This is a genomic window from Pseudomonas sp. FP818 (assembly GCF_030687335.1).
GTDB lineage: Bacteria > Pseudomonadota > Gammaproteobacteria > Pseudomonadales > Pseudomonadaceae > Aquipseudomonas > Aquipseudomonas shahriarae.
On record NZ_CP117427.1, the window covers coordinates 689,531 to 713,497 of the forward strand.

25 protein-coding genes are annotated in these 23,967 nt (G+C 61.0%); 9 read left to right on the plus strand and 16 right to left on the minus strand.

Going from position 1 to position 23,967, the window contains the following annotated elements:
• Positions 1-39 precede the first annotated feature (39 nt).
• Positions 40-816 (plus strand): response regulator transcription factor, encoded by a 777-nt coding sequence (locus PSH80_RS02960; RefSeq protein WP_170044503.1) that lies wholly within the window; start codon positions 40-42, stop codon positions 814-816.
• A 125-nt stretch (positions 817-941) separates the two neighbouring features.
• Here PSH80_RS02960 and PSH80_RS02965 read toward each other — a convergent pair whose 3' ends face one another.
• The 8 genes from PSH80_RS02965 to cpaB are packed head-to-tail and all read right to left on the minus strand — an operon-like array spanning position 942 to position 8,369.
• Positions 942-1,214 carry a DUF3613 domain-containing protein gene (locus PSH80_RS02965; protein WP_198830424.1) on the minus strand — a complete coding sequence of 91 codons (273 nt, stop codon included), beginning with the start codon at positions 1,212-1,214 and terminating at the stop codon, positions 942-944.
• A gap of 19 nt (positions 1,215-1,233) precedes the next feature.
• Positions 1,234-1,950 (minus strand): tetratricopeptide repeat protein, encoded by a 717-nt coding sequence (locus tag PSH80_RS02970; RefSeq protein ID WP_057958227.1) that lies wholly within the window; start codon positions 1,948-1,950, stop codon positions 1,234-1,236.
• Between the two features lie 10 nt (positions 1,951-1,960).
• Positions 1,961-2,848 carry a type II secretion system F family protein gene (locus tag PSH80_RS02975; RefSeq protein ID WP_057958228.1) on the minus strand — a complete coding sequence of 296 codons (888 nt, stop codon included), beginning with the start codon at positions 2,846-2,848 and terminating at the stop codon, positions 1,961-1,963.
• 1 nt (position 2,849) lies between these two features.
• On the minus strand, positions 2,850-3,731 hold the full coding sequence (locus PSH80_RS02980; protein ID WP_057958229.1) for a type II secretion system F family protein: 882 nt from the start codon (positions 3,729-3,731) through the stop codon (positions 2,850-2,852).
• 10 nt (positions 3,732-3,741) lie between these two features.
• Positions 3,742-5,013, minus strand: coding sequence for a CpaF family protein (locus PSH80_RS02985; protein WP_057958230.1), 1,272 nt, complete (start codon positions 5,011-5,013; stop codon positions 3,742-3,744).
• Positions 5,010-6,203: a pilus assembly protein gene (locus PSH80_RS02990; protein WP_057958231.1), complete on the minus strand. Its 1,194-nt coding sequence runs from the start codon at positions 6,201-6,203 to the stop codon at positions 5,010-5,012. The genes PSH80_RS02985 and PSH80_RS02990 overlap by 4 nt, the downstream gene beginning before the upstream one ends.
• Complete coding sequence (locus PSH80_RS02995) at positions 6,200-7,402, minus strand: type II and III secretion system protein family protein (protein ID WP_057958232.1); 1,203 nt, start codon at positions 7,400-7,402, stop codon at positions 6,200-6,202. The genes PSH80_RS02990 and PSH80_RS02995 overlap by 4 nt, the downstream gene beginning before the upstream one ends.
• Positions 7,403-7,421: 19 nt before the next feature.
• A complete protein-coding gene (gene cpaB / locus PSH80_RS03000) occupies positions 7,422-8,369 on the minus strand; it encodes a Flp pilus assembly protein CpaB (RefSeq protein WP_057958233.1) in 948 nt (315 codons plus the stop codon).
• Positions 8,370-8,698: 329 nt separating this feature from the next.
• Here cpaB and PSH80_RS03005 point away from each other — a divergent pair, with 329 nt between their 5' ends.
• From PSH80_RS03005 to PSH80_RS03020, 4 genes are all read left to right on the plus strand, one after another.
• On the plus strand, positions 8,699-8,887 hold the full coding sequence (locus PSH80_RS03005; protein ID WP_057958234.1) for a Flp family type IVb pilin: 189 nt from the start codon (positions 8,699-8,701) through the stop codon (positions 8,885-8,887).
• A 55-nt stretch (positions 8,888-8,942) separates the two neighbouring features.
• Positions 8,943-9,335, plus strand: a complete 393-nt coding sequence (locus PSH80_RS03010; protein ID WP_057958235.1) for a response regulator — start codon at positions 8,943-8,945, stop codon at positions 9,333-9,335.
• Positions 9,336-9,379: 44 nt separating this feature from the next.
• Positions 9,380-9,568 carry a Flp family type IVb pilin gene (locus PSH80_RS03015; RefSeq protein WP_128593916.1) on the plus strand — a complete coding sequence of 63 codons (189 nt, stop codon included), beginning with the start codon at positions 9,380-9,382 and terminating at the stop codon, positions 9,566-9,568.
• Between the two features lie 219 nt (positions 9,569-9,787).
• The gene (locus tag PSH80_RS03020; RefSeq protein WP_305419140.1) at positions 9,788-10,960 is read left to right on the plus strand and encodes an integrase core domain-containing protein; all 1,173 of its coding nucleotides are present in this window, start codon (positions 9,788-9,790) and stop codon (positions 10,958-10,960) included.
• 358 nt (positions 10,961-11,318) lie between these two features.
• On the opposite strand, the gene PSH80_RS03025 is transcribed toward PSH80_RS03020, so the two are convergent.
• The 4 genes from PSH80_RS03025 to PSH80_RS03040 form a co-directional block, all read right to left on the minus strand.
• A complete protein-coding gene (locus tag PSH80_RS03025; protein WP_057958237.1) occupies positions 11,319-13,001 on the minus strand; it encodes a ShlB/FhaC/HecB family hemolysin secretion/activation protein in 1,683 nt (560 codons plus the stop codon).
• Positions 13,002-13,168: 167 nt separating this feature from the next.
• Positions 13,169-14,806, minus strand: a complete 1,638-nt coding sequence (locus PSH80_RS03030) for a collagen-like triple helix repeat-containing protein (protein WP_220172676.1) — start codon at positions 14,804-14,806, stop codon at positions 13,169-13,171.
• A 312-nt stretch (positions 14,807-15,118) separates the two neighbouring features.
• Positions 15,119-15,967 carry a MaoC family dehydratase gene (locus PSH80_RS03035; RefSeq protein ID WP_057958238.1) on the minus strand — a complete coding sequence of 283 codons (849 nt, stop codon included), beginning with the start codon at positions 15,965-15,967 and terminating at the stop codon, positions 15,119-15,121.
• A gap of 2 nt (positions 15,968-15,969) precedes the next feature.
• On the minus strand, positions 15,970-17,322 hold the full coding sequence (locus PSH80_RS03040) for a 3-oxoacyl-ACP reductase (protein ID WP_186626261.1): 1,353 nt from the start codon (positions 17,320-17,322) through the stop codon (positions 15,970-15,972).
• Positions 17,323-17,427: 105 nt separating this feature from the next.
• Between PSH80_RS03040 and PSH80_RS03045 the strand changes: the two genes are divergently transcribed.
• Positions 17,428-18,705 carry an acetyl-CoA C-acetyltransferase gene (locus PSH80_RS03045; RefSeq protein WP_186626260.1) on the plus strand — a complete coding sequence of 426 codons (1,278 nt, stop codon included), beginning with the start codon at positions 17,428-17,430 and terminating at the stop codon, positions 18,703-18,705.
• A gap of 174 nt (positions 18,706-18,879) precedes the next feature.
• Positions 18,880-19,776, plus strand: coding sequence for a PA4780 family RIO1-like protein kinase (locus PSH80_RS03050; protein ID WP_029297573.1), 897 nt, complete (start codon positions 18,880-18,882; stop codon positions 19,774-19,776).
• A gap of 35 nt (positions 19,777-19,811) precedes the next feature.
• On the opposite strand, the gene PSH80_RS03055 is transcribed toward PSH80_RS03050, so the two are convergent.
• The 3 genes from PSH80_RS03055 to PSH80_RS03065 all read right to left on the minus strand — a co-directional run bounded on the left by PSH80_RS03055 (position 19,812) and on the right by PSH80_RS03065 (position 22,060).
• Positions 19,812-20,774, minus strand: coding sequence for an IS110 family transposase (locus PSH80_RS03055; protein ID WP_217883916.1), 963 nt, complete (start codon positions 20,772-20,774; stop codon positions 19,812-19,814).
• Positions 20,775-21,017: 243 nt separating this feature from the next.
• Positions 21,018-21,419, minus strand: coding sequence for a Cu(I)-responsive transcriptional regulator (gene cueR / locus PSH80_RS03060; RefSeq protein ID WP_057437636.1), 402 nt, complete (start codon positions 21,417-21,419; stop codon positions 21,018-21,020).
• Between the two features lie 260 nt (positions 21,420-21,679).
• The gene (locus PSH80_RS03065; RefSeq protein ID WP_057437637.1) at positions 21,680-22,060 is read right to left on the minus strand and encodes a hypothetical protein; all 381 of its coding nucleotides are present in this window, start codon (positions 22,058-22,060) and stop codon (positions 21,680-21,682) included.
• 147 nt (positions 22,061-22,207) lie between these two features.
• Between PSH80_RS03065 and PSH80_RS03070 the strand changes: the two genes are divergently transcribed.
• Together PSH80_RS03070 and PSH80_RS03075 are read left to right on the plus strand one after the other, a co-directional pair.
• Positions 22,208-22,405: a heavy-metal-associated domain-containing protein gene (locus tag PSH80_RS03070; protein WP_057437639.1), complete on the plus strand. Its 198-nt coding sequence runs from the start codon at positions 22,208-22,210 to the stop codon at positions 22,403-22,405.
• 86 nt (positions 22,406-22,491) lie between these two features.
• The gene (locus PSH80_RS03075) at positions 22,492-23,685 is read left to right on the plus strand and encodes a multidrug effflux MFS transporter (protein WP_057958242.1); all 1,194 of its coding nucleotides are present in this window, start codon (positions 22,492-22,494) and stop codon (positions 23,683-23,685) included.
• Between the two features lie 8 nt (positions 23,686-23,693).
• Here the strand turns inward: PSH80_RS03075 and PSH80_RS03080 are convergent, their stop codons facing one another.
• Entirely contained in the window at positions 23,694-23,873 is a 180-nt protein-coding gene (locus PSH80_RS03080; protein ID WP_057437642.1) for a hypothetical protein, read from the minus strand.
• Positions 23,874-23,967 lie beyond the last annotated feature (94 nt).

The following is a 23,967-nucleotide window of genomic DNA, read 5'->3' on the forward strand; positions in this document are numbered from 1 at the left end:
GATAGGTCAATCTTTGGCTTGCCAGGCATGGAGTAGCGCGTGGACAAAGTTACATCTGCAGTAAAAGTGCTCGTGGTCGACGATCAGCCGCTGATTGTGGAGGAGCTTTGCGAATTTCTTGAAAGCAGCGGTTATCGCTGTGTCCCTTGTGAGTCCAGCCAGCAGGCCGTGCAACGCTTCAGTGACGATCCGCAGATCGGCCTGGTGCTGTGTGATCTGCATATGCCGGACATGGACGGTATCGAGCTGGTGCAGGCCCTGCAGAAAATCGCCGGCAAGCAGCGTGCCTTCGAAGCCATTATGTTGACCGGTCGGGCCGACAAGCAGGATGTGATCAAGGCCTTGCGCGTGGGCATCTCCGATTACTACCAGAAGCCCATCAACCTCAATGAGTTGCTGGAGGGGTTGCAGCGCCAGGAAGCCGCGCTGGAAGAACGCCACAAGAATCTGCATTTGGGGAAGCTGAACCAGAAGCTGCAGTATCTTTCCGAGTCCATCGACGATTTGTACCAGGACCTGGACAAGGTCCGTCGCGGCCCGGCGCCGCAATCCGAGGGTGAGGCGGTAAGCGAGGAGGTCCTGGAAGTGCCGGCGATCTTCAATCAGCTGTCACCCCGGCAACTGGATGTTGCCCGGCTGGTGGGCAAGGGCCAGACCAACTACCAGATTGCCTGCGAGCTGGGTATTACCGAGAACACGGTCAAGCTGTACGTGTCCCAGGTGTTGCGCTTGACCCATATGCACAACCGCACCCAACTGGCGTTGGCACTGTCGCCGAGCAACTCGGCATTGCGCCAGCGGGTGACGGCGCACTGACGCTTTGCGTACAGCCATGTAGGAGCGGGTTTGCCCGCGATAGCGTCGGATCAGCCAGGGCATTTATCGGCTGACACCCGCCATCGCGGGCAAGCCCGCTCCCACATTTCTCCAGTGGCTGTGGTTTATTTGCTGCCACCCGAGCTCCCGCCTTCGCTGCCTTCGCCGAAATTTTCGGGGATCGCGTATCTTTTGCTTTCCAGCAAACGCTGCATCGCCAGCTCGCGTTCGGCGGGCGTTGCTCTCTGCACCGTGGGCGAGGCGGCTTGCCCGTTGACTTGCAGCCCCAGCCAGTTTTCCGTTTCTTGCTGGGCCTTGGACGAGGGCCCCGGTTCGATGGCCATTGCCGTCAGGGGCAGGGCCAGCAGCGTCAGGCTGGCGAGGTAATGGAATTTCATCATCGGCTCCTTCAAGCGCTTACTTGATTAGTACAGGCGGTGCATCGCTGGCCGCCGCGACCTGGTCCTTGGCCGCAGGTGTGCCGGCAGCCTTGAGTTTCTCGGCGCGGGCCTGGGCCTCGCTGACCTGCTCGGGGCTCAAGCCCACCTGGCTGGCCAGTTGCGCGGCCTGCCCCCAGTGGTCCTGGTAGATCAACAGCGTCACCAGGTTGACCGCCGCCAATTGGTCGCTTTGCTTGAGCTCCATGGCCGTCATGAACTCAAAACGCGCCTCTTCCAGGCGCCGTTGATTGAGGTAGACCACGCCCAGGTCATTGCGGATTTTCTCGTTGGTGGGCGCCAGTTGCGCCGCCCGCTGCATATGGGCCAGGGCTTGGGCGTTGTCGCCCTGGGTCGCCGCCAATTGCCCCAGGCCGTGTTCCCCTTCGGCGGCCATGCAGGTGCCCAGCAGGCTGCGGTACAGCGGTTGCGCTTCGCTGCGCCCGAGCAGGCGATAAACCTTGGCCTTGCGCTGGCGCACTTGCGGCAACGACTCCGGCAGGCTTTGCAGGTTGGCCAGGCTGGCGTGCATCTTCCCTTCGTTGGCCATGTCGTCAGCCAGGTTCAGCGACAGCTCCTGTTCGGCGCTGGGCGTGGTGCAACTGCCCGGGGTCATCAACGCCGACCACGGCGTCTGGCCGTTACTGGCACAACCGCCGAGCATCAGCAGGCTCAGGCCTGCAATCAGTGCTTTCATCGAGTGCTCCTCAAAAGCTGCTCAGGGCCCGGGAGATCGCAATAAACGCCGGCCCCCCCAGCACAATCAATAAAGCGGGAAACAGGAAGACCATCATCACCACCGACATCTTGGCCGACATCTTCGAGATGAATTCCTGCAAACGGGTCAAGCGGCGATCATCGAGCAGTTGCTTGAGGGCCAGCAGCGACTTCATGGCACCGCCACCCTGCTGGATCAGTTGCTGCAGAATGATGCAGGTGTCGGTGAACTCATCCACGGCCAAGAGCCTGGCGGTCTTGCCCAGTTCCTCGCCCAGTTCCAGGCCCGAGTCGACCCGTGCCAGGATCAAGCGCAATTCCTGGGTCAGGGCGGGCAGCAGGCGCTGCGCTTCAACGCTCAACACACGCAGCGACTGCTCAACCGCCATGCCCGACTCGAACAGAATGCGCAGCAGCGGGATAAAGGTCGACACCTCGCGGGAGATTTGCTGCTGCCGGGCCTTGGCGGCACTGGCGAGGATGCGCTTGGGGATCAGATAGCCCACGCCCAGGCCGAGCAGGGGGGCGATCCACGGGGAGTCGGCATTGGGAAAGATCAGGCTTTGTGCCACCAGCATCACCCCGGCCAGCACCAGCGGCACGCCAATCTGGCAGGCAGCGAAGATCGAGCGCTGATTGGCTGTGCGCCAGCCCACGCGGTTGAGCAGGAGCTGGGTTTCGTTATCCATGCTCACCGAGCGTTGGGCCAACTGGCTGCTGCCAAACTGGCTGAGCAGGGTGCCGAGACGGTCACCGCGCACCAGTTGGCCTTGCAGGCGTTGGTTGACCAGGCGCTCGCGGCGGCGCTGGTTCAGCAACTGGCCGGCGATCAGCACGAGCGCAGCCAGAAATAATAAGGCACTGATCAGCAGGACCATCTCAAATACTCCGCAACATGCGCCACATCGTCAGGCAGCCCAGCACCTGCATGCTCAGCGCGGCCAGCAGCATGTAGCGGCCGCTGTCGTCATTCCACATGGTCATCAGGTAGCCGGGGTTGATCAGCATGAAATAGCCCACCATCGCTATCGGCATGCCGGCCAGCACGAACGCGGTGACGCGTGTTTCGCCGGTCATGGCGCGCAATTGCCGGGCGCCTTGTTCCCGCTCGCGAATGACCTTGATCAGGTTCTCCAGCAAGTCGCTGGCGTTGCCGCCATAGCGATGGTTGACCTTGAGTCCCAGGGCGAGCATGCGGAACTCGTCCTGTTCGTAGAATTCGGCGAAATCACTGGCGGCCTCGGGCAGGCTGACCCCCAGTTGCACGTTGCGCTGAATGCGCCCCATGGCGGGCTTCAAGGGTTCTTCGGTACTGTCTATGGCTCCCAGCAAGGCATCGGCCAGGGTGCGCCCGGACTTCAGGCTGCGCACGGTATGGTCGAGCACCTGCGGCAGTTGTTCGATCATCCGCTTCACCCGCCGCCGATAGCGCCAGGCGATGTACAGCCGCAGTATCAGCGGCGGCAACAGCAGCATGGCGAGCAGGCCGACCCAGCTCCATACCAGAAACCCGAGGACTGCGCCCAACACCCAACAGGTCAGCCACAGGCCCAGGCTGTCGGTGGGTTTGCCCAGGCCCGCACGCTGGAACATGCGCTCCAGGCCGACCCAGCGCCCGCGTTCTTCGGCCAGCAGTGGCTGGCCTGCGGCGAGCCGTTCCAGCACGCGGTCGGTTTCCGCCTGGCGCAGGCCACTGAGGAACAGGTGCAGCGACACGCCAATCAAAATCACGCAACTGAACATCAGGATGGCGCCGGTCATGGTGACGCTCCTATAGCGGCAGGGCGGATTCGCGGCGCAGCTTGTCACCCGCCGGGTTGAGGGCCTCGCGCAGGAAGCCAAAGCCGGTGCGCCGGTCATGGCGGAACAGGGTGTTGGTGACATACACGTCATCGCGCACACCCACCACTTCCACCACTTCGCTGACGCAACGCCGGCCATCGGGCAGGCGGGTCAGTTGGATCACCACATCCAGGGCCGCGCAGATCATCTGGCGCAGGGTTTTTTCGGCAACCACGCGACCGGTCAGGCCCACCAGGGTTTCCAGGCGCAACAGGGCGTCCTGGGCATTGTTGGCGTGCACGGTGCTCATGGAGCCGTCGTGGCCGGTGTTCATTGCGGTCATCACATCCAGCACCTCCACGCCACGGATTTCGCCGAGGATGATGCGGTCCGGGCGCATCCGCAGGGCGTTGCGGATCAGGTCGCTGGCCTTCACCTCGCCGTGCCCTTCGGCATTCGGCGGGCGGGTTTCCAGACGCACCACGTGGGGGTGGCCCAGTTGCAGTTCGGCGACGTCTTCGATGGTCACCAGGCGTTCGTGGGGGTTGATCAACTGGCTGAGAATATTGAGCAAGGTGGTCTTGCCGGTGCCGGTACCGCCGCTGATCAGGATATTGCAGCGCTTGCCCACCGCCTCCTGGAAAAACTCGAAGATCGACTGGTCGATGGTCTGCATCGCCACCAGGTCGCTGCTCTTGAGCATGTCTTTGCGAAACTTTCGAATCGACAGGCACGGCCCGTCCAGGGCAATCGGCGGGATGATCGCGTTGACCCGGCTGCCGTCGGGCAGCCGGGCATCGACCATCGGCGATGACTCATCCAGGCGCCGGCCCAGGGGGGCGAGGATGCGTTGCATGACCCGCTCCACATGGTGGGCGTCGATAAAACGCAGATCGCTCTGGTGCAGCAGGCCGTCCCGCTCGATAAACACCCGGTGCGGGCCGTTGACCAGAATCTCGGTCACCGACGGGTCACGCAACAGCACTTCCAGCGGGCCGAAACCGGTCAGCTCATCGACGATTTCTTCGGCCAGGCGCTCCATCTCATAACGGGAAATCGCCAGGTGCATGCGGGTGATGTATTCGGACACCTTGTCGATGACAAATTGCGCCAGGGATTGGCGCGAACCTTCCAGCAGGTTTTTCCCCGACTCTTCGATGGCGTCGATGATGTAGCGGTGCAGCACCAGTTTCAGGCCGTCGTGATCCACCGCGCTGTTAAGCCCGCGAGCGGGGGTGCCGAAGAGATTTTCGCTGCTCATTTGGTTGTCCCCAGCAGCCGTTCAAACCAACGGGTGGAGGGTTTCTCCATGCCCTCGGTGCGTTTGGCCAGGCGTTCGCCAAGCGCTTTCAGGTTCTGCGTCAGGGGCTCCCGGGGGGCCAGGCTGAACAGGGTCTGCCCCTGGTTCTTGGCGTTCAGGCGCACCTCGGGGCTCAATGGCAGCACGGCAATGACGTCCAGGCCGAAGCTCTTTTCCAGGGTTTCGGTGTCGGGGGCGGCGCCCTTGAGATAGCGGTCGATCAGCAGCCGTGCATGCTCCAGTTTCATGCCTTTTTCCCGCCACTGATTCAGCACCGCCAGGTTGCGCCGGCAGTCGAGGACGTTCTGGTCGGTACACCACAAAAGCTTGTCGCAGTGGCTGACGAAGGTGCGCAGGGCTTCGCTGTCGCGCTGGCCAGTGAGGTTCACCACGATGTGCTGGAAGTGTTGGCGCAAGGCACTGAGCAGCATGTACAGCTCGGCGGCGCTGGTCATTTCCAGCGGTTCGTCGTTTTCGGTGTAGGCGAGGATGCGCAGGCCGCCTTCGGTGGCGGTGACGGCGCTGTTGATCAAGGTGGTGTCCAGGCGGCGCAAATGGCGCAGGGCATCGCCAAAGTTGAACGAACTTTCCAGGCCCAGCAGTGCCAGGCTGTCGCCACGGGGCAGGCCCAGGTCCAGCAGCAGGGTCTCTTGCCCGCTCTTCTGCACCACCATCGCCAGGTGGCTGGCCAGCAGCGCGCCGTCGGCATTGCCCTGGGTGCCATACAGTACCGTCAGGCCACCCAGGTGCGCATTGTGGGCGACTGGCGGCAAGCGTTTATTCAAGCGCCGCACCAGGCCGGCGACCTCACTGGAACGTGAGCCGTAGGCGACAAAATCCCGCGCCCCGGCGCGCATCGCGTTGAGCACCAGTTGATTGTCCATGCCGTCGCCGAGGGCGACGATGGCCAGCATCGGCTTGGCTTCCAGGGCACCCTCGATCAAGGCGCTCTGGGCGACCACATGCTCGCGGTCCAGGCCGACGAATACCAGGTTGGCGAAGGTTACGTCCACCAGGGCCAGCAGCTCGTCGAGGCTGCCGCCACCGGCACTGACCACTTGGCCCAGGGGCGCCAGGGCCCCTTGCAGCCATTCCAGGTCGGTGGTGTTGCGGGTAATTGCGAGGAACGTCTGGCTCAGGCTATCGCTCATTGGGAAAGTCCTGTGCGTCGGTCGAAGTTGCCATTTTCCAGGAAGTACAGGCGATACCAGTTGGGGTCGTAGTTGCGCAGCTTTTCACCGGGCAGGGACGGCAGGCGGGCGTTGGCGGCCAGGGGTTGGACCAGGTGCGGGGTGACGATCATCAGCAGTTCTTTTTCCTCGCGGCTGACGTTGCTGTCACGGAAAAACGCGCCAAGGATCGGGATATCGCCCAGGCCAGGAAACTTGCTGACGGTGGAGCGGTTGTTATTGCTGATCAGGCCGCTGATCACAAAACTTTCGCCATCGGCCAGGGAGACCGTGGTGTCGGTGCGGCGCACGGTCAGGGCCGGCACCTGGATGCCTTCTAACTCCAAGGCGTTGGCGTAATCCAGCTCGCTGACTTCCGGTGCGACCTTGAGGGAAATCCGCGTGCGGTCGATCACGGTGGGGGTCAGGGTCAGGCGGATACCGAACTCTTTGTACTCGATAGAGATCGTGTCGCTGCCGGCACTTGGCACCGGGATCGGCACTTCACCGCCGGCAAGAAAGGTCGCGCTGTGCCCGCTCATGGCAACCAGGCTCGGGCGTGCCAGGGTATAGGCAAAACCGCTGCGCTCCAGGGCGTTGATCATCGCCGAAAAGCGCCCGCCGCCGATGCCGATGTTAAAGCTCTCGTTGTCCAGCGGCAGGCCCCCCCCGGCTGTGCGCGGGCTGCCGAACAGGAAGTTGCGGGTGCCGCCAAAGATCGACGTACTGGCCTCCTTGAGCTTGGTGCGGCTGACTTCGACAAAGCGGATATCGGTCTGCACCTGGCTCGGCAGGAACGGGTCGTCGGAGGGCGACAGGGCCAGGCTGGTCAGGGTCGAGGTGGCCTTGCCCTTGACGAACACCATGCTCTGGCGCGGCGCGTTGGAGCAACGGGTCCAGACCATCAGGCTGGTGGCGCCAGAGGCCACGCCGGTGAGCAGGAACGCACGATCGCCGTTGAGGTGTACGTCGGCGATTTTCGGGTCGCCGATGGCCAGGCGGGTAATAGGCATGGGCGATTGCAGGGTTTGTTGCAGGCCTTCACCGACCTCGACCACGGCCGGCAAGGCGCCCAGGTTGCTGCAGCTGTCAGCGGCGGCGAACGCCAGGCCCACAGGCAGGCTGGACAGCATCAGGGCCCAGGCCATTTGTGTGAGCGCAGGTGCGAGATGTTGGCGCATGCAAGGCATCCTTGTTCAATCAGGGATTGTGTTGGGTCGCTTGGTTACCGCGTATGACCTCAATGCCGGAGCGCCGGAATTCGCTGGCACCCCCGGCCTGGGCGAGTCTTTTCGGCGCGCCGAGCATGGCCAGTTGAGTGAACTGGTACAGCTCGCGATTGGCGCTTTGCAGTTTGGCGAAGGCCTCGTTGTCCCCGGCCCAGTACTGGCTCAGCAATTGTTCATCGGCACTGCGCACCGCCAGGCGCAAGGCGCCGACGCTGGTGGCCAGCATCAAGCGGCTCATCAACTGTTGCGGCACCGCCAGCACCACCGTCCGCGGTGGACTTGCCTGACGTTGTGCCTGGCGGGCTTTTTCTTCATCGGTGGTGGGCGGCGCAACGGCGGGCTTGCCATCGTTGGTGGGGCCCAGGTTATCGCCCACACTGAGCAGGCGCAGGGCCGGCACGATGATCTGCGAGGTGGGCTCCGGATTAGTGCCTTCCGGGCGCAGGAACAGCAGCACATCCACATAATCCCCAGGGCTCAACTGGCCTGCGGCACCGATGACTTCATCGACGGCCACCGCCAGGGCGCGTTCGTCAGGGCGGATCATGCGGGCCAGTGGGCCACCGGCATTGAAGCTGGAATCGTCCAGCCAAGTGCCAGCGCTCAGGGCTCTCAAGGGCGTGCGGCCGATGGCCTGGTCGAGGCTGGTCAAGCTGCCGGCCGGTGCGGTGCGCAGCTTTTCCAGGGTCAGGTCGGTGGCGGTGAGCGCCACATAGGGCGGCACATCATGGGCCAGCACCACCACCGATTGGCGGGTCTGGTCTTCAACGGCGGCGACGGTTTTTTCTATGGAAACACCAGAGGGCGATGGCTCTGCAGTTGGCTCAGGCGGACGGCTAAGTACCAGCCCCCAATAGCCTGCAAACAGCGCACCGATTAATAACAACCCGGCCAGGATCATGCTGACACGACTGTTCATGAAGGCTCTCCCTATCCTGTTGCACTATGGGCCCGTTTTTCCTAACGAGTTGATTTCGCAACCAGGCAGCTATGAACATCTAACGATTTCGCTATTTGACGGTAGCCGAGCTAAGACAAAATGCCATTAGCCACCACGATTTATTTTGGAACCCTCGCGCATTGCCTTAAACGCACAGGGTTATGGCGCCAGAATGGCGGCTAATACTTTGTGATTAATCCGTTCTTACAGTTGTTGAGGTGGGTTTTGTTGACAATGCTCTAGTGGCACGCGGCAATCACCGTGCAGCACTGCGATATCAGCGCAAGCAAGCGCAAAGGAGAAGTCATATGTTCCTTACCTTCATGATGAAACTCTACGTTCAACTCCAACTGTTCTTTCATCGCAAAGAGGGGGCGACGGCGATTGAGTACGTGATTCTTGTCGCGGTTATTGCGCTGGTCGTGCTGGCGGCCGGGCAACTGCTTGGGCCTCAGATCGCGGACATGTTCGAAAGAATCGGGGATGCCTTGACCTGATTGGCAATAGAGCCTTGAGCAAGCCCATCAGTGATTGTCTTGGAAGGTATTGCTCATGAACGCTGTTGTTGCGAACCGCCAGCAGATCCTGTTGGTGGATGACGAAGAAGATGCCCTCGTTGAACTGGCGGAATCGCTGGGAGACGAGGGCTTCGTTTGTTTCTGCGCCAACTCCGTCACGGACGCATTGCAGGAACTGACACTGCATCCTGATATTGCGCTGGTCATTACCGACCTGCGCATGCCTGAAGAAAGCGGCATTTCCCTGATCAAGCGCTTGCGTGAGCACACCTCACGCCAGCACTTGCCCGTGATTGTCATGTCCGGTCATGCCGAAATGGATGATGTCAGTGACATGTTGCGGTTGCAGGTCCTGGACCTGTTTCGCAAACCGATCTATCTGGTTCGGTTGATCGACACTCTGAACAATCTGTTTCCCCGGGCGTAGGGAACAGTTGGCCTGTCCGTAGCGCCCAGCTGAGGAGATGCCCTATGTTGCTTGCCCTGCTGCTGAGGATGTATGCGTGGTCGATGCTGTTCTGGCGCCGGCGGGACGGTGCGACGGCTATCGAGTATGTGATTTTGATTGTGGTGATTGCGTTGGTGGTGTTGGCGGCTGGGAGGTTGCTGGGGCCGCAGATTGAGGCGTTTTTTGGCAAGGTGGGGGATGCGTTGACCTGAGTGCGATGGCCATAGGTATCTACACTGGGTTTGTGTACATATCCGTTGCTGCGGTCACGGCCACTTAGGGTTCCGCCCTTACGGCGGCTCACTTTGGAGAAGCGCCAAAGTAAGCAAAACGCTCTTGCCGGTATGACTCACCCACATGGGTTACAAATCAGTTCACGCACATAGGTAACAGTTATTAACTGGCAGGGTCGATTTTGTGAGGATCTGACCATGCCCTGGGAAGAGCTGAAACCTATGGACCTCAAAGTGATGTTCATCGCCGCCTATTTGGCTGAAAGAGATACCTTTAGCCAGCTGTGCCGCGACTACCAGGTCAGTCGAAAGACTGGCTACAAATGGGTCGAACGGTACGAGGCTGAAGGACCCAGAGGGCTCGAAGAACGTAGCCGGTGCCGGCACAATCAAACCTATGTTGTGCTTGCTATCAGGCAAGCAATTATCGAGCTTCGTTCTATCGGGGAGACTATTCCCGGGCCGAAGAAGATTCAGAACGACTTGCGCCAGCGTTTTCCCGGGCAGGATCCACCCTCGAAAACAACCATTTACAACATCCTCAAGGCCGCTGATCTGATTGCACCTCGACGTGTGCGTCAGCGCGTGGCTGTCTATCCAAAGCCCCTGTGCAAGGCAGAGACCCCAAATCAGCTCTTTAGCGCTGACTACAAGGGGCAGTTTCTGACAGGGGCCGGAGTGTGGTGTTATCCGCTGACGATCATGGACCATGCCAGCCGCTTTCTACTGGCCTGCCAGGGCATGCGCAATACCAACTTCAAAGAAACCCAACAAACCTTCGAGCGTGTTTTTCGCGAGTATGGCTTGCCTGAACGTATTCGGACCGACAACGGCATACCGTTTGCCAGCACGGGCCGTGCAGGGTTATCACAGCTGTCGATCTGGTGGCTGCGGTTGGGGATTATCCCTGAGCGAATTGAGCCCGGCCGCCCAGATCAGAATGGGCGCCATGAAAGGATGCACCGAACCCTGAAAAGCACTTTGCCCCAACCAGCGGCGATTGCTTGGGAAGCTCAGCAGAAACACTTTGATCGCTTTATGCAGCACTATAATCATGAGCGAGGGCACGAGGCGCTTGGCCAGAAAACACCAGCCTCATGTTATTTGCCCTCACCCCGCGCTTACCCGGAAAAGCTGCCTGAAATGGGGTATGCGAGCCACGTGGAGTGTTACCTGGCTGATAGTAATGGAATCATCAATCGAGCAGGTCTTAGGATCTACATAGGCAATCTGCTCAAGCATCAGACCATTGGAATGGAGCTAATTCGAGATGATGTCTGGGAGGTGATCTTCGGGCCTGTGATCCTAGGCCGTGTCGATGCTAGAGACGCAAAGAACGGGTATGTTTCAATCAAAGTGTCACCTATGTGAATGCACTTTTTTGTAACCTATGTGGTTGTCCCGTACATGCCCCACCACTCGGTGCCTCGCCTAGGCTCGGCATGCCCGCAGTCAGGCATTGCTCCGTGGGCCCGCCGCGATCGGCCATCCATGGCCGTGTCGCGGCTACCCCGGCATCCATGCCGGGGTGCCCACTGCGCAATACCTGCCTGCGGCCATCGTGGTTTAACGGGGCGCCTGAGATCAAGATCAAAAGCCAGATCAAAAGCAGAGCCACAGCAACAGCCAGATCAAAAGCAGAGCACGGCAACCGCAGAGTCAGAGGGCGAAGCTGTGTTCCCTGTGGGAGCTGGCTTGTCGGGTCGCCGCATCGCCGGCAAGCCGGTTCCTATAGCTGATAGCTAAAACTCAATGTATAGCGCGGCCGCCGGTTAAAGCTATCCATTGCCATATCGGACATCGGCTTGGCCGCCTCCAGCGCGATGTTGTAGTACTTGGCATCGCCAAAGCGCACGCCAACGGCGGCGGATGACATGTCGCTGTCCTTGACCGGCAGGTTGTTGAACCAGGCCTTGGCGCGGTCGAGCACGACGTAGGGCTGCACGATTCTTACCCAGTCGCCGGCGCGGTTGTAGCTGTAGTTCACCTCGTAGGCCACCCCCCAACCCTTGTCGCCCGAGCCCTGGTCATCCGGGTAGCCTCGGCCGAAATTTTGCCCACCGAACACCGCACGTTCGCTGTCGGGCAAGGTGTCGTCGCTCCAGTACAGCGCTGCCGAGAGCACGCCTTGCCAGTTGTCGAAGAACTTGTCGCTCTGCACCCCGGACAGGCGCAGGCGGAAGAAGTCCAGGTCCGACTTTATCCCCTCAAGGTCACTGCGCGTGTGGGCTCCCAGTCCGTCGATGCCCTGGTACAGGCCGGCGCTTAGGATGCGCAGTTGGCGATTGTCGGCCTTGCGCCAATCCCCTTCAAAGGCCAGCGCACGCAAGTCGGTTTCTACGTCAAAGCGTTGCGGGTAACCCACCAGTTGATAGCGAGTCCTGTCGTTCACCCCGTAGAAGCGGGTGCCGAGGGTCAGGGACTCGCTGGGCGAGGCGATCAATGGGTGGCTCAGGCCGATGGAGAAGCGGTCGTTCTCGCGGTGTGGCTTGAGCGAGAAGCCGCCGTTCAGGCGGATATGGGTGCTCGGATCGCTGCGATAGCGCGCGCCATACAAGCTCAGTTGTGTGCCTTCGGCGTTGATGAATTGGCTGTAGTCGAGCCGGTAGTAATGCTCTTTGTCTTCACCCGGCGGGAACAGGCCGCTGAGGCTCACTTGTTCGCCCATTGCCGTGTGGGAATTGCTGGTGCCGGCGATCAAGGCTTGTAGGCCGCCACGGCTGTCGTCGGTCATGTTCATGCTGCTGGTAAAGGGTTTGCGGCTGGCCTGGATGTTCATGTGCGCGGCACCATCGGTGGTGCCCGGTGGCGGTACTTGCGCTTGCAGCGTGACGCCCGGAATGCGCCCCATCAAGGTGGTATAGCGCTCAAAGGTCTTGCGGGTCAGCGGGCGTTCGGCCTGGAGTTTTTGCGCCAGTTTGTCGACGTAGGCCGAGACCGAACCAATGTCGCCTTGTACCTGGTAGTCCTTGATATAGCCCTCGACCAGCACCACGCGCACCAGGCCCTGTTCGAAGCGCTGGTCGGGCAGAAAGGCGTAGGACAACAAGTAGCCATCCTGCTGGTAGCGGCGAGTGATGCTGCGGGTCGCTTCGATCAGTTGCGCGAGGTTGGTTTCACGGCCAATCAACGGCTCGAACACCTGTGCAACGTCCTTGAGCGGGTACACCGTGCCGCCTTCGATCTGCAGCTTGCGGATGGTGACTTTGGTGTCCATCAGCAGCGGTTGCGCTTGTGCGGCCGGGGTCTCGGGTAGCTGGGTCTGCGGCGTCACCGGGCGGTAGGCGTCGGCCGGCAGGTTGGGGACCGGGAGATTGCGAATGGTGTCGTTGCTGTTGAGGAAGCTGGGTAGGGTCTCGGCGTGGACGTAGGCGCTGAGGGTGAGCAATAACAACGGGGTCAAGGCGCGCATAGGACACTCCATGGTCAAAACTGCAGCGGCATTTCGCAGGTTCCCACCGGGCTCTTGGACGCGGTTGGGAGTCCAATAAAAAAGACGAGAGACCCATTGGAATCTCTCGTCTCAACCAAGCGTAGGCGCTGTAGGGGAGGCCGTCTAATGGGCCAGGTGCAATTTTTCTATTGACCGGTCAGGCCCTTGAGCAGGCCGCCTACGCCGGTGTTTGCAGTGGCCGATCCAGACGCCGTGGCGTTGGCGTTGATGTTCAGGCCGCCGAGCAGGCCACCGCCACTGCCGCTGGTGCCGCCGGTGACCAGACCACCCACTGAGGAGACCGCTCCACCGACTGCGTTGACGGTCTGGCCCACGGTGTTGGTGATCGGGTTGGCATTGGCTGCGGTGATGTTGCCACCGAGGCCGCTGACTGCGCCGCCTACTTGAGTCACCAGGCCATTAACCGGTGCACCGATGCCGGTAGAGGTGCCGATGTTTTGGGTCAGGCTGCTGACCCCCGAAGTCACAGGGTTCAGCGCCGCGCCCACATTGTTCGCAAGACCTGCGACCGGTGCGGTTGCCGCCGTGTTGGCGACGCCGTTGCCACCGATCACTGTGCCGAGCGAAGCCACCGTGTTGCCCAATGCGCCACCTGCCACACCGCCCGCACTGACGGTACCGTTGGTGTTGCCCGCATTCAGGCCGTTACCGACGTTGGCCACCAGGCCGCCCACCAGTTCAGGCAGACCGGAGGCTGGGGCGCTGCCACTGCCGGTTCCGGCAGACGGTGCGACATAACCACCTGCAGTGCCTGCTACCGCACCGACACCGCCGAGTACCGTGCCCAGGGCACCGGTCACCGGGTTGCCTGTGCCACCTGCGCCTGCCACCTGGGTGCCGAGGCCGGTGGCGGTAGAGCCGACTTTATCCAGCAGGCCGTTGACCGGGTTGCCCAGGCCAGTGGCTTTGCCCAGATTGCCCGTGGTGTTTTCCACCAGCGAGACCACAGGCACCAGCACTTTGCCGCCCAGGGTGTTGGTGACCGATCCCAGGGGACCGGTGGTGCTGGCAGTGCTCAAGGTATCGCCGAGCATGGTGACCGCCTGGCCGACTTTATCCACCAGGCCACCGGCGGCCCCACCGACGCCGCCAGTAAGGCCGCCGACTACTGGGATACCGCCCAAGGTGGTCGACAGGGTTTTACCGGTGTTCGAAACCCCGGTGCCCAGGTCGGCGACGCCGTTGGCCACGCCGGCCACGGTAACGCCCAGGGAGTTGCTGTTAGTGCCCAGGGAACCCAGGCCATCGCCGACGCCAGTGCCGATGCTGCCGACCGCGGTGCCCACGCTGGTCACCAGGCCACCTGCCGTAGTGCCGACTACTGGAACACCGCCAACGGTTGTGCCGATGCCACCAATGGCTGTGCCGACATTGCCGAGCGTGTCGCCCAGGTTGGCTGCAATCTGCCCAGTGACCAAGGGGCTGGTGGTCGAGCCTGTGCCGCCGCCAGTGCCACCGCCGGTACCGCCGCCAGTGCCGCCGCCAGTGCCGCCGCCAGTGCCACCGCCGGTACCGCCACCAGTGCCACCGCCGGTACCGCCACCAGTGCCGCCGCCGGTACCGCCACCAGTGCCGCCGCCGGTACCGCCACCAGTGCCGCCACCGTCACCACCACCTGTACCACCGTCGGTACCGGCATCCGGGGAGGAGGATGCGACGCTGCTCTTATGGCCGCCACCACCACTGCTGCAGCCTCCCAGGCTCATCGCCAGAATAAGGGCCAATGCAGTACTTGCCTTCCACAACACGACTTGAGTTTTCATGATGAGTTCCTTAGCACCTGGTACAGCCTTTGTTGGTTTCGCTAGTTCGCCCGTTCTTCAGCGAGCAATACATGCGTCCGTTGTGGCTATAACAGTCCTCGGTACTCTTTATCGCAATGCTCAACTTGGTATTAACGATTTATATACAGGCAGACTTACTCGTCCTGATGATTAATGCCAAAGGTATATAAGGCGGTTTTTTATTTGTGGTTATGTGTTCTAGATCAATAAGTTAAATAAGTTAGCGGGCTACCAATGGCCCGCTATAACTTAGGGTGTATATATACAATTAATCAGCAAATTACCCCGCTTTCAGGCAATCGGCTGCCACTTCCCGAGCATATGTTCGATGTCGCCATTGCCCTTGAGTTGCAACTCGCCGCTGGAGCCAGAGGCACTGCTTAACAAGATGACCTGTCCAGGCAGCCGCACAGGTTTCTTGAACTCAACGTAGATCTCGATATTCGCCGCCGGCAGATGTTCATGCAGGGCGGCGACGGTGCGTGCCTTGTTCCACAGCCCGTGGGCGATCGCCTGGGGGAAGCCGAACAGCTTGGCAGTGAGGGCGCTCAAGTGGATCGGGTTGTAGTCGCCGGATACCCGGGCGTACCGCCGACCGATGTCGGACGGCGCCTGCCAGCGGGTCAGTTCGCTGACGGTATTGGGTGTTGGCAGGGATTGCTCCGGCGTCTCCCCCTCGAGTTTCACCCCACGACAGAGCATTCGACTTTCGCCTTCCCACAGCAATCCCAGGGAATCCTCGACGGTGGTGATCAAGTCAAAGGTCGCACCCTTGGCATGGGGTTGCAGGTTGCGCGTATGCACACTGACCCGCACCTCGCTGACCCCGCCCATGGGGCGGAATACGCGGATACGGTTGCTCAGATGCACCAGCCCCAACAGTGGGAAAGGAAATTCCCGGGCTGTCAGCAACTGCAACTGCAGGCCGAACGCCAGGATGTGCGGATAGGTCGCCGGCAGCATTGGGCTGTCGGCAAACCCGCAGACCTTGCGATAGGCCGCCACTGCCTCGGGATTGACCTGCACCCGGCAGTGCAGCCCAAAGTCGGGCAGGGTGGTGCCGGTGATTTTGCGCTTGAGTGCGGCGCGCCAGTACAACGGTGGCAGCGCCGGGCTGCTGGGTAATGTGTGCCACAGCATCGTTATGCTCCCAGCAGGCTTTGCCCGCACACCCGCAACGCCTGACCACTGACCGCCCCCGAGCCTGGCTGGCCTAGCCAGGCCACTGCTTCTGCAACGTCCTGCGGCAGGCCGCCCTGGCCCAGGGAGCTCATGCGTCGCCCGGCTTCACGCAAGGCGAAGGGAATATGCGCAGTCATCTGGGTCTCGATAAAGCCCGGTGCCACCGCGTTGATGCTGATGCCGCGTTGCGCCAGCAACGGCGCCCAGGCTTGGGCCAGGCCGATCAGCCCGGCCTTGCTCGCGGCGTAGTTGGTTTGCCCGCGATTGCCAGCGATGCCGCTGATGGACGCGAGCAATACCACGCGGCCATTGTCGTGCAGGGTGCCGCTGTCGAGCAGGGCCTTGGTCAACACTTGCGGGGCGTTGAGATTGACCGCCAGCACCGCGTCCCAGTATTCCGGGGTCATATTGGCTAGGGTCTTGTCGCGGGTGATGCCAGCGTTGTGCACCACAATGTCGATGCCGTCCGGCAATTGCTCGATCAATTGCGTGGCCGCGTCATCGGCGCAGATATCCAGGGCAATGCCACGCCCGCCCAACCGTGCGGCGAGGGCGTCGAGATCGGCCTTGGCTTGCGGCACATCCAGCAACACAATTTCGGCACCGTCGCGCGCCAGGGTTTCGGCAATCGACGCGCCGATGCCACGGGCAGCTCCGGTCACCAGGGCCTTGCGCCCGGCCAGCGGGCGCGTCCAGTCGTGCACCTGGGTCGGGCAGGCGCTGAGGCGTAGCACTTGGCCGCTGATATAGGCACTTTTCGGCGAGAGGAAAAACCGCAGCGCACCTTCCAACTGATCCTCGGCGCCTTCTGCGACATACAGCAGTTGCAGGGTGCCGCCGTTGCGCAGCTCCTTGGCCAGGGACCGGCTGAAGCCTTCGAGGGCGCGCTGGGCGCTGGCGGCAAACGGCTCGTCGAGGCTTTCCGGGGCGCGGCCGAGAATCACCAGGTGTGCGCTGTGGTCGAGATTTTTCAGCAGCGGCTGAAAGAATTCGCGCAGTTGCTTGAGTTGGTCGGTGTGCTGCAAGTGGCTGGCGTCGAACAGCACCGCCTTGAGCTTGGGACCATGCCCGGGAATCCACGGCGTGGCCTGCAGCGGTTCGGGGCCGTAGCTGTAGATGGCCTCGGTGAGTTTATTGGCAAACCCGTGTACCTGGGCCGCGAGCGGGCCGCCGCCCAACAGCAGGGCGCCGTCCACCGGGCGCAGGCGCCCGGCTTGCCAGCGCTCCAGGCGTACCGGGGACGGCAGGCCAATGGCCGAGACCAGGCGGTGGCCGAGGCTTGAGTTGGCGAAGTCGATATAACGGTCAGACATGGAACGCTCTCCGGCTGCTGGGGTTCAAAGGGTGGACCATCAATCGGTGACAGTCGTTCCTAGTCTAGGCTCAGGATTGCACCTACCACCTTCAGGGAGCTTTACATGACTCAGTTGCGCCGCGTCGCGATCATTGGCGGTAATCGTATCCCCTTCGCTCGTTCCAATGGCCCCTACGCCACAGCGAGCAACCAGGCCATGTTGACCGCCGCCCTGGAAGGTTTGATCGAGCGCTACAACCTGCACGGCCTGCGCATGGGCGAGGTAGCCGCAGGTGCAGTGCTCAAGCACTCGCGGGATTTCAACCTGACCCGCGAATGCGTGCTGGGCTCGCGCCTGTCGCCACAAACCCCGGCCTATGACATTCAACAGGCCTGTGGCACCGGGCTGGAAGCGGCGCTGCTGGTGGCCAACAAGATTGCCCTGGGGCAGATCGAATGCGGGATTGCCGGCGGCGTCGACACCACCTCCGACGCGCCCATTGGCGTCAATGAGGGGTTGCGCAAGATCCTGCTGCAAGCCAACCGCAGCAAATCCATGGCGGATAAATTAAAAGTCCTGTTACAACTTCGTCCGCAACACCTCAAGCCGGAACTGCCGCGCAATGGCGAGCCGCGTACCGGCCTGTCCATGGGCCAGCACTGCGAGTTGATGGCGCAGACCTGGCAGATTCCCCGCGCCGAACAGGACCAACTGGCCCTGGAAAGCCACCAGAAGATGGCCGCGTCCTACGCCGAGGGCTGGCACAACGATTTGCTCACACCGTTTCTCGGCCTGACCCGCGACAATAACCTGCGCCCGGACCTGACCCTGGAAAAACTCGCCAGCCTCAAACCGGCTTTTGAACGCAGCGAAAAGGGTACCCTCACCGCCGGCAACTCCACCCCCCTGACCGATGGCGCGTCCCTGGTGTTGTTGGGCAGCGAAGCCTGGGCCAAGGAGCGTGGCCTACCGATCCTCGCCTACCTGCGCGATGGCGAGGCGGCGGCGGTGGATTTCGTCAACGGCGCCGAAGGGCTGTTGATGGCGCCGGTGTATGCCGTGCCACGCCTGCTGGCGAGAAATGGCCTGACACTGCAGGATTTTGATTACTACGAAATTCACGAGGCCTTCGCCGCCCAGGTGTTGTGCACACTCAAGGCCTGGGAAGATGCCGATTACTGCAAGACCCTCCTGGGCCTGGACGCGCCGTTGGGCGCCATCGACCGCAGCCGCCTTAACGTCAAGGGCAGCTCCCTGGCGGCCGGGCACCCGTTTGCCGCCACCGGTGGGCGTATCGTCGCCAACTTGGCCAAGCTGCTGGATGCGGCGGGCAAGGGGCGCGGGCTGATCTCGATCTGCGCGGCGGGCGGGCAGGGTGTGACAGCGATCATTGAGCGCTGATCTCGGCTATCATCCGAACGCCTTGGGCAATAACGGCTTTGTCGGATTAATCTGGCATATTGGATGCATTCTTTAGCAGATCAAAGCTCGTTACCCTCTCCCCGCTGTGCGAGGATTGCCGTATAACGAGTGCCATACGCGTGTTTGGTAATAAAGGACCCACAATAAAAGCTGATGAAGACTCCTAAACGCATTGAACCCCTGATCGAGGACGGTCTGGTCGACGAAGTGCTGCGCCCACTTATGAGTGGTAAAGAAGCAGCTGTTTATGTGGTGCGCTGCGGCAACGAGTTACGTTGCGCCAAGGTTTACAAGGAGGCGAATAAACGAAGTTTTCGTCAGGCGGCCGAATACCAGGAAGGCCGCAAGGTCCGCAACAGCCGACAGGCCCGGGCCATGGCCAAGGGCTCCAAGTTCGGCAAGAAAGAAACCGAAGACGCGTGGCAGAACGCCGAAGTAGCGGCGCTGTTTCGCCTGGCCGGTGCGGGCGTTCGTGTGCCCCAGCCCTACGACTTCCTCGAAGGCGTGTTGCTGATGGAGCTGGTGGCCGATGAATACGGTGACGCGGCGCCACGTCTGAACGACGTGGTCCTGGAACCGGATCAGGCCCGTGAATATCACGCCTTCCTGATCTCGCAGATCGTGCTGATGCTGTGTACCGGCCTGGTGCACGGTGACCTTTCGGAGTTCAACGTGCTGTTGACGCCGACCGGCCCCGTCATTATCGACCTGCCGCAAGCGGTGGATGCGGCGGGTAACAACCACGCATTCACCATGCTGGAGCGGGACGTGGGCAACATGGCTTCGTATTTCGGGCGCTTTGCCCCGGAATTGAAGACCACCAAGTACGCCAAGGAAATGTGGGCGCTGTACGAAGCCGGCACCTTGCACCCGGCCAGCGTGCTGACCGGCGAGTTCGACGAGCCGGAAGAGTTGGCGGATGTGGGCGGCGTGATGCGCGAGATCGAAGCGGCACGGCTCGACGAAGAGCGGCGCCAGGCGATCCGTGCGGCGGATGATGCGCCACCGGGCAAACCGGCGGAAGAACCGCCACCGCCTTGGATGCAGTGATCTTCAGGTCACTGGCAATGTAAATGTGGGAGATTCTATGGTTTTGGGGAAGCCCCCCAAACCGCTTTTGACTGGTATTCGCTCAGGTTTTTCATGAGCGAAAAGGCGATGCGCGCCAGCTTGCGGCCAATGATGACCAGGGCTTGAGTCGTTTTCAGGCCCCTGGCCAGATAACCCTCGTATAAAGGTTTCCAGGCTTCTGACCTGATACCTGCTGACGCCGCGTTATGCAGCAATCTGCGTATCTCTGAATCTCCCTTCTTGCTCAATGAGCGGCGTCCGCTCATTTGCCCAGAATCGGATACTCTCAAGTCCATTCCCAAGAACGCGATGTAAGCGTCAGCACTTTCAAATTCTCCTCGCTGAAACGCCATTACCAGGGCAACTGCTGTCAGAAACCCAATGCCCTCGACGGCTTGGCAGCGCTTGACCTGATGCAAAAGCCCCGCCTCAGTAACAGCATCTAATATCCTTTTCTCAATGAGCCCCTCATGCCTATCAAGACACGCTGAAATGCTCTTGGACGAGGCCTTGAGTGATGGCTCGCCCGCCCAGCTCTGATTCAGTGCAACACGCATTTTCACCAGCGCTGCGCGTCGACGCAGCAAGCTTTGAAGCTTGGTATAAATCTTCGGCGGCGGATTCCAGGCGCGTAAATCAGCCTGTTCATTCTTCAAGTAGCGAGCCAGCAACTGCGCATCACTGAAGTCTGTTTTAGCGCGACCACCTGTGCCTTTGCGGTAATGGCTAAGGCGATATCCATCAATCACGTAAACGATATGGCCCATCGAATGAGCCAAGTTGACGGTATCCACGTGATAGATATTGGTGGCTTCAATTGCGATGGCGCTGCCCGCAGGCAAAGACTTCAGCCATGCCTTCAGCTCGCTTTTCTTGTTCGATACGATCTTTGTTTCAGCAGTTTCACTTTGATAAACAACTACTTCGGCTTTAGCGACATCCACTCCAATGATTGATTGCGAGACAGTCATTGCCATGAGAAAAGCTCCGGGTTAGGGTTTACGGGCTTGTCGGGGCTTCACCGTTGCGCTGGCTTGCTTCTATCGTCGGTCATGGCCGATGCATTCCTTATCGGCGCTTTGGTGAAGGGGTGGGACGAAGTCTCCCACGGTCTGTACTGGCTAGAGTCAGATGCTGGCTTTTAGTCCCACCACCCCTACAAGTCTAACCATACAAGCTGGCTCCCACATTGGGTTTTGTGGGCGGTCAGTGATACCCCGTCACTTGCAACAACCGCCCGCTGCCAACTCCTTGAGAATCGGGCAGTCCGGCCGGTGATCGCCCTGGCAGTGCTCCATCAGGTCCTGCAATGTATCGCGCAGCTGCCCCAACTCGCGGATCTTGTGGTTCAACTCTTCGATATGCTGGCGAGCCAACGCCTTGACGTCGGCACTGGCCCGTTGCCGGTCCTGCCACAGTTCCAGCAACTTGCCGACCTCCTCCAGGGAAAACCCCAGATCCCTCGAACGCTTGATGAATGCCAGGGTGTGCAGGTCGTCGTGGCCATATAGGCGATAGCCGCTGTCGCTGCGATTGGCCGGTTTAAGCAGGTTGATGGATTCGTAATAGCGAATCATCTTGGCGCTCAAGCCGCTTTGCCGGGCTGCCAGACCGATGTTCATGGGCGGTGATCCTCCATATCCTTGGGTTTCCAGGTTTCAACAGCAGCGCATTGCTCACCACGCCCGCGCTGGACAGGGGCCGTAGCGGGTCGAGCAGGCCGAACCAGTTGGACACAACAGCCCCGAATGGATGCTGCCCAATTTTGCGCAGATCTCGCGGCCGGCGGTTGCGCTTTGCGGCAGTCTTCCGGGAAATGTTAGCGGTAGGATCAACCTTGACCTTAGGGGAAGGTCAAGCTCCATTGTTTGCCTGCCGTAGATTAATAGCCCAGCTTTGCCGCCTTGAGGTACATGCCGTCCGCACCCTGGGCAATGCGCAGTTTGCGCACATCGCCTGCCTTCAACTCGATGTGTTGTGCCTTGGGCGCCAGCAATCCTGGCAGGCAGCCTGGGGCTTGGCCTGGCAGTAGCTTGAGGCGCAGTGAGACCGGGCCTGCGGGGAAGTTGAACGAGGTGGATTGCTCCTGGAACAGCCGCCCGGCCAACTGGTCATTGACGTACAGGCCAATCTCGCAATTGGTGGGGACTTCCAGGCGCTCCCTGGAAATGATCAGCACCGCATAATCCTCGGCCGCGCTGGCCTGGGGGGCGGCGGCGAACAGGCTCAACAGGCTCACAAGGCCAAAAAGCGACCAGCGCATGGTGAATTCTCCGGGTTTCAAATCGTGGATGGTTGCAGCTTGGCCGACGCCGCCAGGGAATACCAGCCCGGCTGTTGTTTTCGGCGCTTGACCTTGCCATCGTGGCAAGGATGAAACTGGGTGCAACCTCACTTAAGGAGTCATGTCATGCAAATATTCAGCGTTGAAGGAATGACCTGCGGCCACTGCGTTCGTGCCGTCACCCAAGCCGTTCAGGCCCTGGACCCGGCAGCCAGTGTGAAGGTCGATCTGGGCGCCAAGGAAGTGGGGGTGGAAAGTCGTTTGTTACCGGAAGAAGTGATCCGCGTGATTACCGATGAAGGCTACAGCGCCAAGCTCGCCTGATTATTTAATAGTTAGCGAGCTATCGTAATGTTCAAGGCACCCAAGCGCGGCTAGACTGTCGGGCTGCCGACTCTTTTGGGTGCCTGATGAACCTTCGCATACTCCTCATTTTGGGGGCCTTGAGCGCATTTGCGCCGCTGGCCATCGACTTTTATCTGCCGGGCTTCCCGGCCATGGCGGTGGCGTTCGGCACCGACGAAAAACATATCCAGTTGACCCTGGCGGTGTACTTCACCGGGCTTGCGGTCGGTCAATTGATCTATGGGCCGCTGGCGGATCGTTTTGGCCGGCGCATCCCGCTATTGAGTGGTGTCACCCTGTTCACCTTGGCCTCCCTGGCGTGCGCCTATGCGCCGTCCCTGGAGTGGCTGATCGGTGCGCGCTTCGTCCAGGCTCTGGGCGGGTGTGCGGGCATGGTGATTTCCCGAGCGGTGGTCAGCGACAAGTGCGACGCGGTGGGTTCGGCCAAGGTCTTTTCGCAGTTGATGCTGGTGGTCGGGCTGGCGCCGATCCTGGCGCCGATGCTCGGTGGGGTGATGGTCAGCCTGTGGGGCTGGCAGTCGATCTTCCTGGCGTTGACCCTGTTCAGCGTCGGTGCGGGTGTGGCAGTGGCTGTCGGTCTGCCGGAGAGTTTTCCGGCCCATCAACCTCGGCAGCCGCTGTCCGGAGCGTTGCGCCAGTACGGGCGCCTGCTGGCCGACCGCGTATACCTGGGGTATGCCGTGACCGGCGGCATCGCGATTGGCGGGATGTTTGCCTACATTGCCGGTTCGCCTTTCGTCTTTATCAAGCTGTACGGCGTGCCGGCTGAGCATTATGGCTGGCTGTTCGGCACCAATGCCGCGGGCTTTATCCTGGTGGCGCAGGTCAATGCGCGGCTGCTGTCCAAGCGCGGGCCGGCCTTTCTCCTGACCCGTACGGTATGGGTTTACCTCGCGGCAGCGCTGGCGTTGTTGGCCGTCAGTGCCTTGCATACCGAAGCACTGTGGCCGCTGCTGGTGCCGCTGTTCCTGTGTATCGCCAGCCTGGGCTGCATCATGCCCAATACCTCGGCGTGCGCCATGAACGGCCAGGGCGCGCGGGCCGGCAGCGCCTCGGCACTGCTGGGCTGCATCCAGTTTGGTGTGGCAGCGGGTGCGGCATCGTTGGTCGGCGCATTGCACGACGGCACGGCCATGCCGATGTCGATCGTCATCAGCCTGTGCGGAGTGTTGGCGGTAGTGGTGGCCATGTGGACCCAGCGCCTGCAGCGGCAGCGAGCCTTGCAAGCGCAGGTCTGACAGTCTTTTCAGCCCGTAGCGCGCTGCTGGTTTTCGGGAAACCGGTGGGGCGCCTGGATCCGGTTTTGCAGGGTGTTGGCGAAGGCGCGGGCCTCGGCTTCACTGCGGAAGGTAAAGGCGTCCTGGTCCAGGCGGACCTGCCATTTGTTGCCTTGGGATTTTGCTAACGCTTTTATCAGGATCTTCATTGCTGACTTCCTCACGTAAAAGATTGCGTGGCAAAGGCGGCCAATATAAACCCGAAGACGCTCAAAAATATGACAAGGATCAAGTGTCTGACTA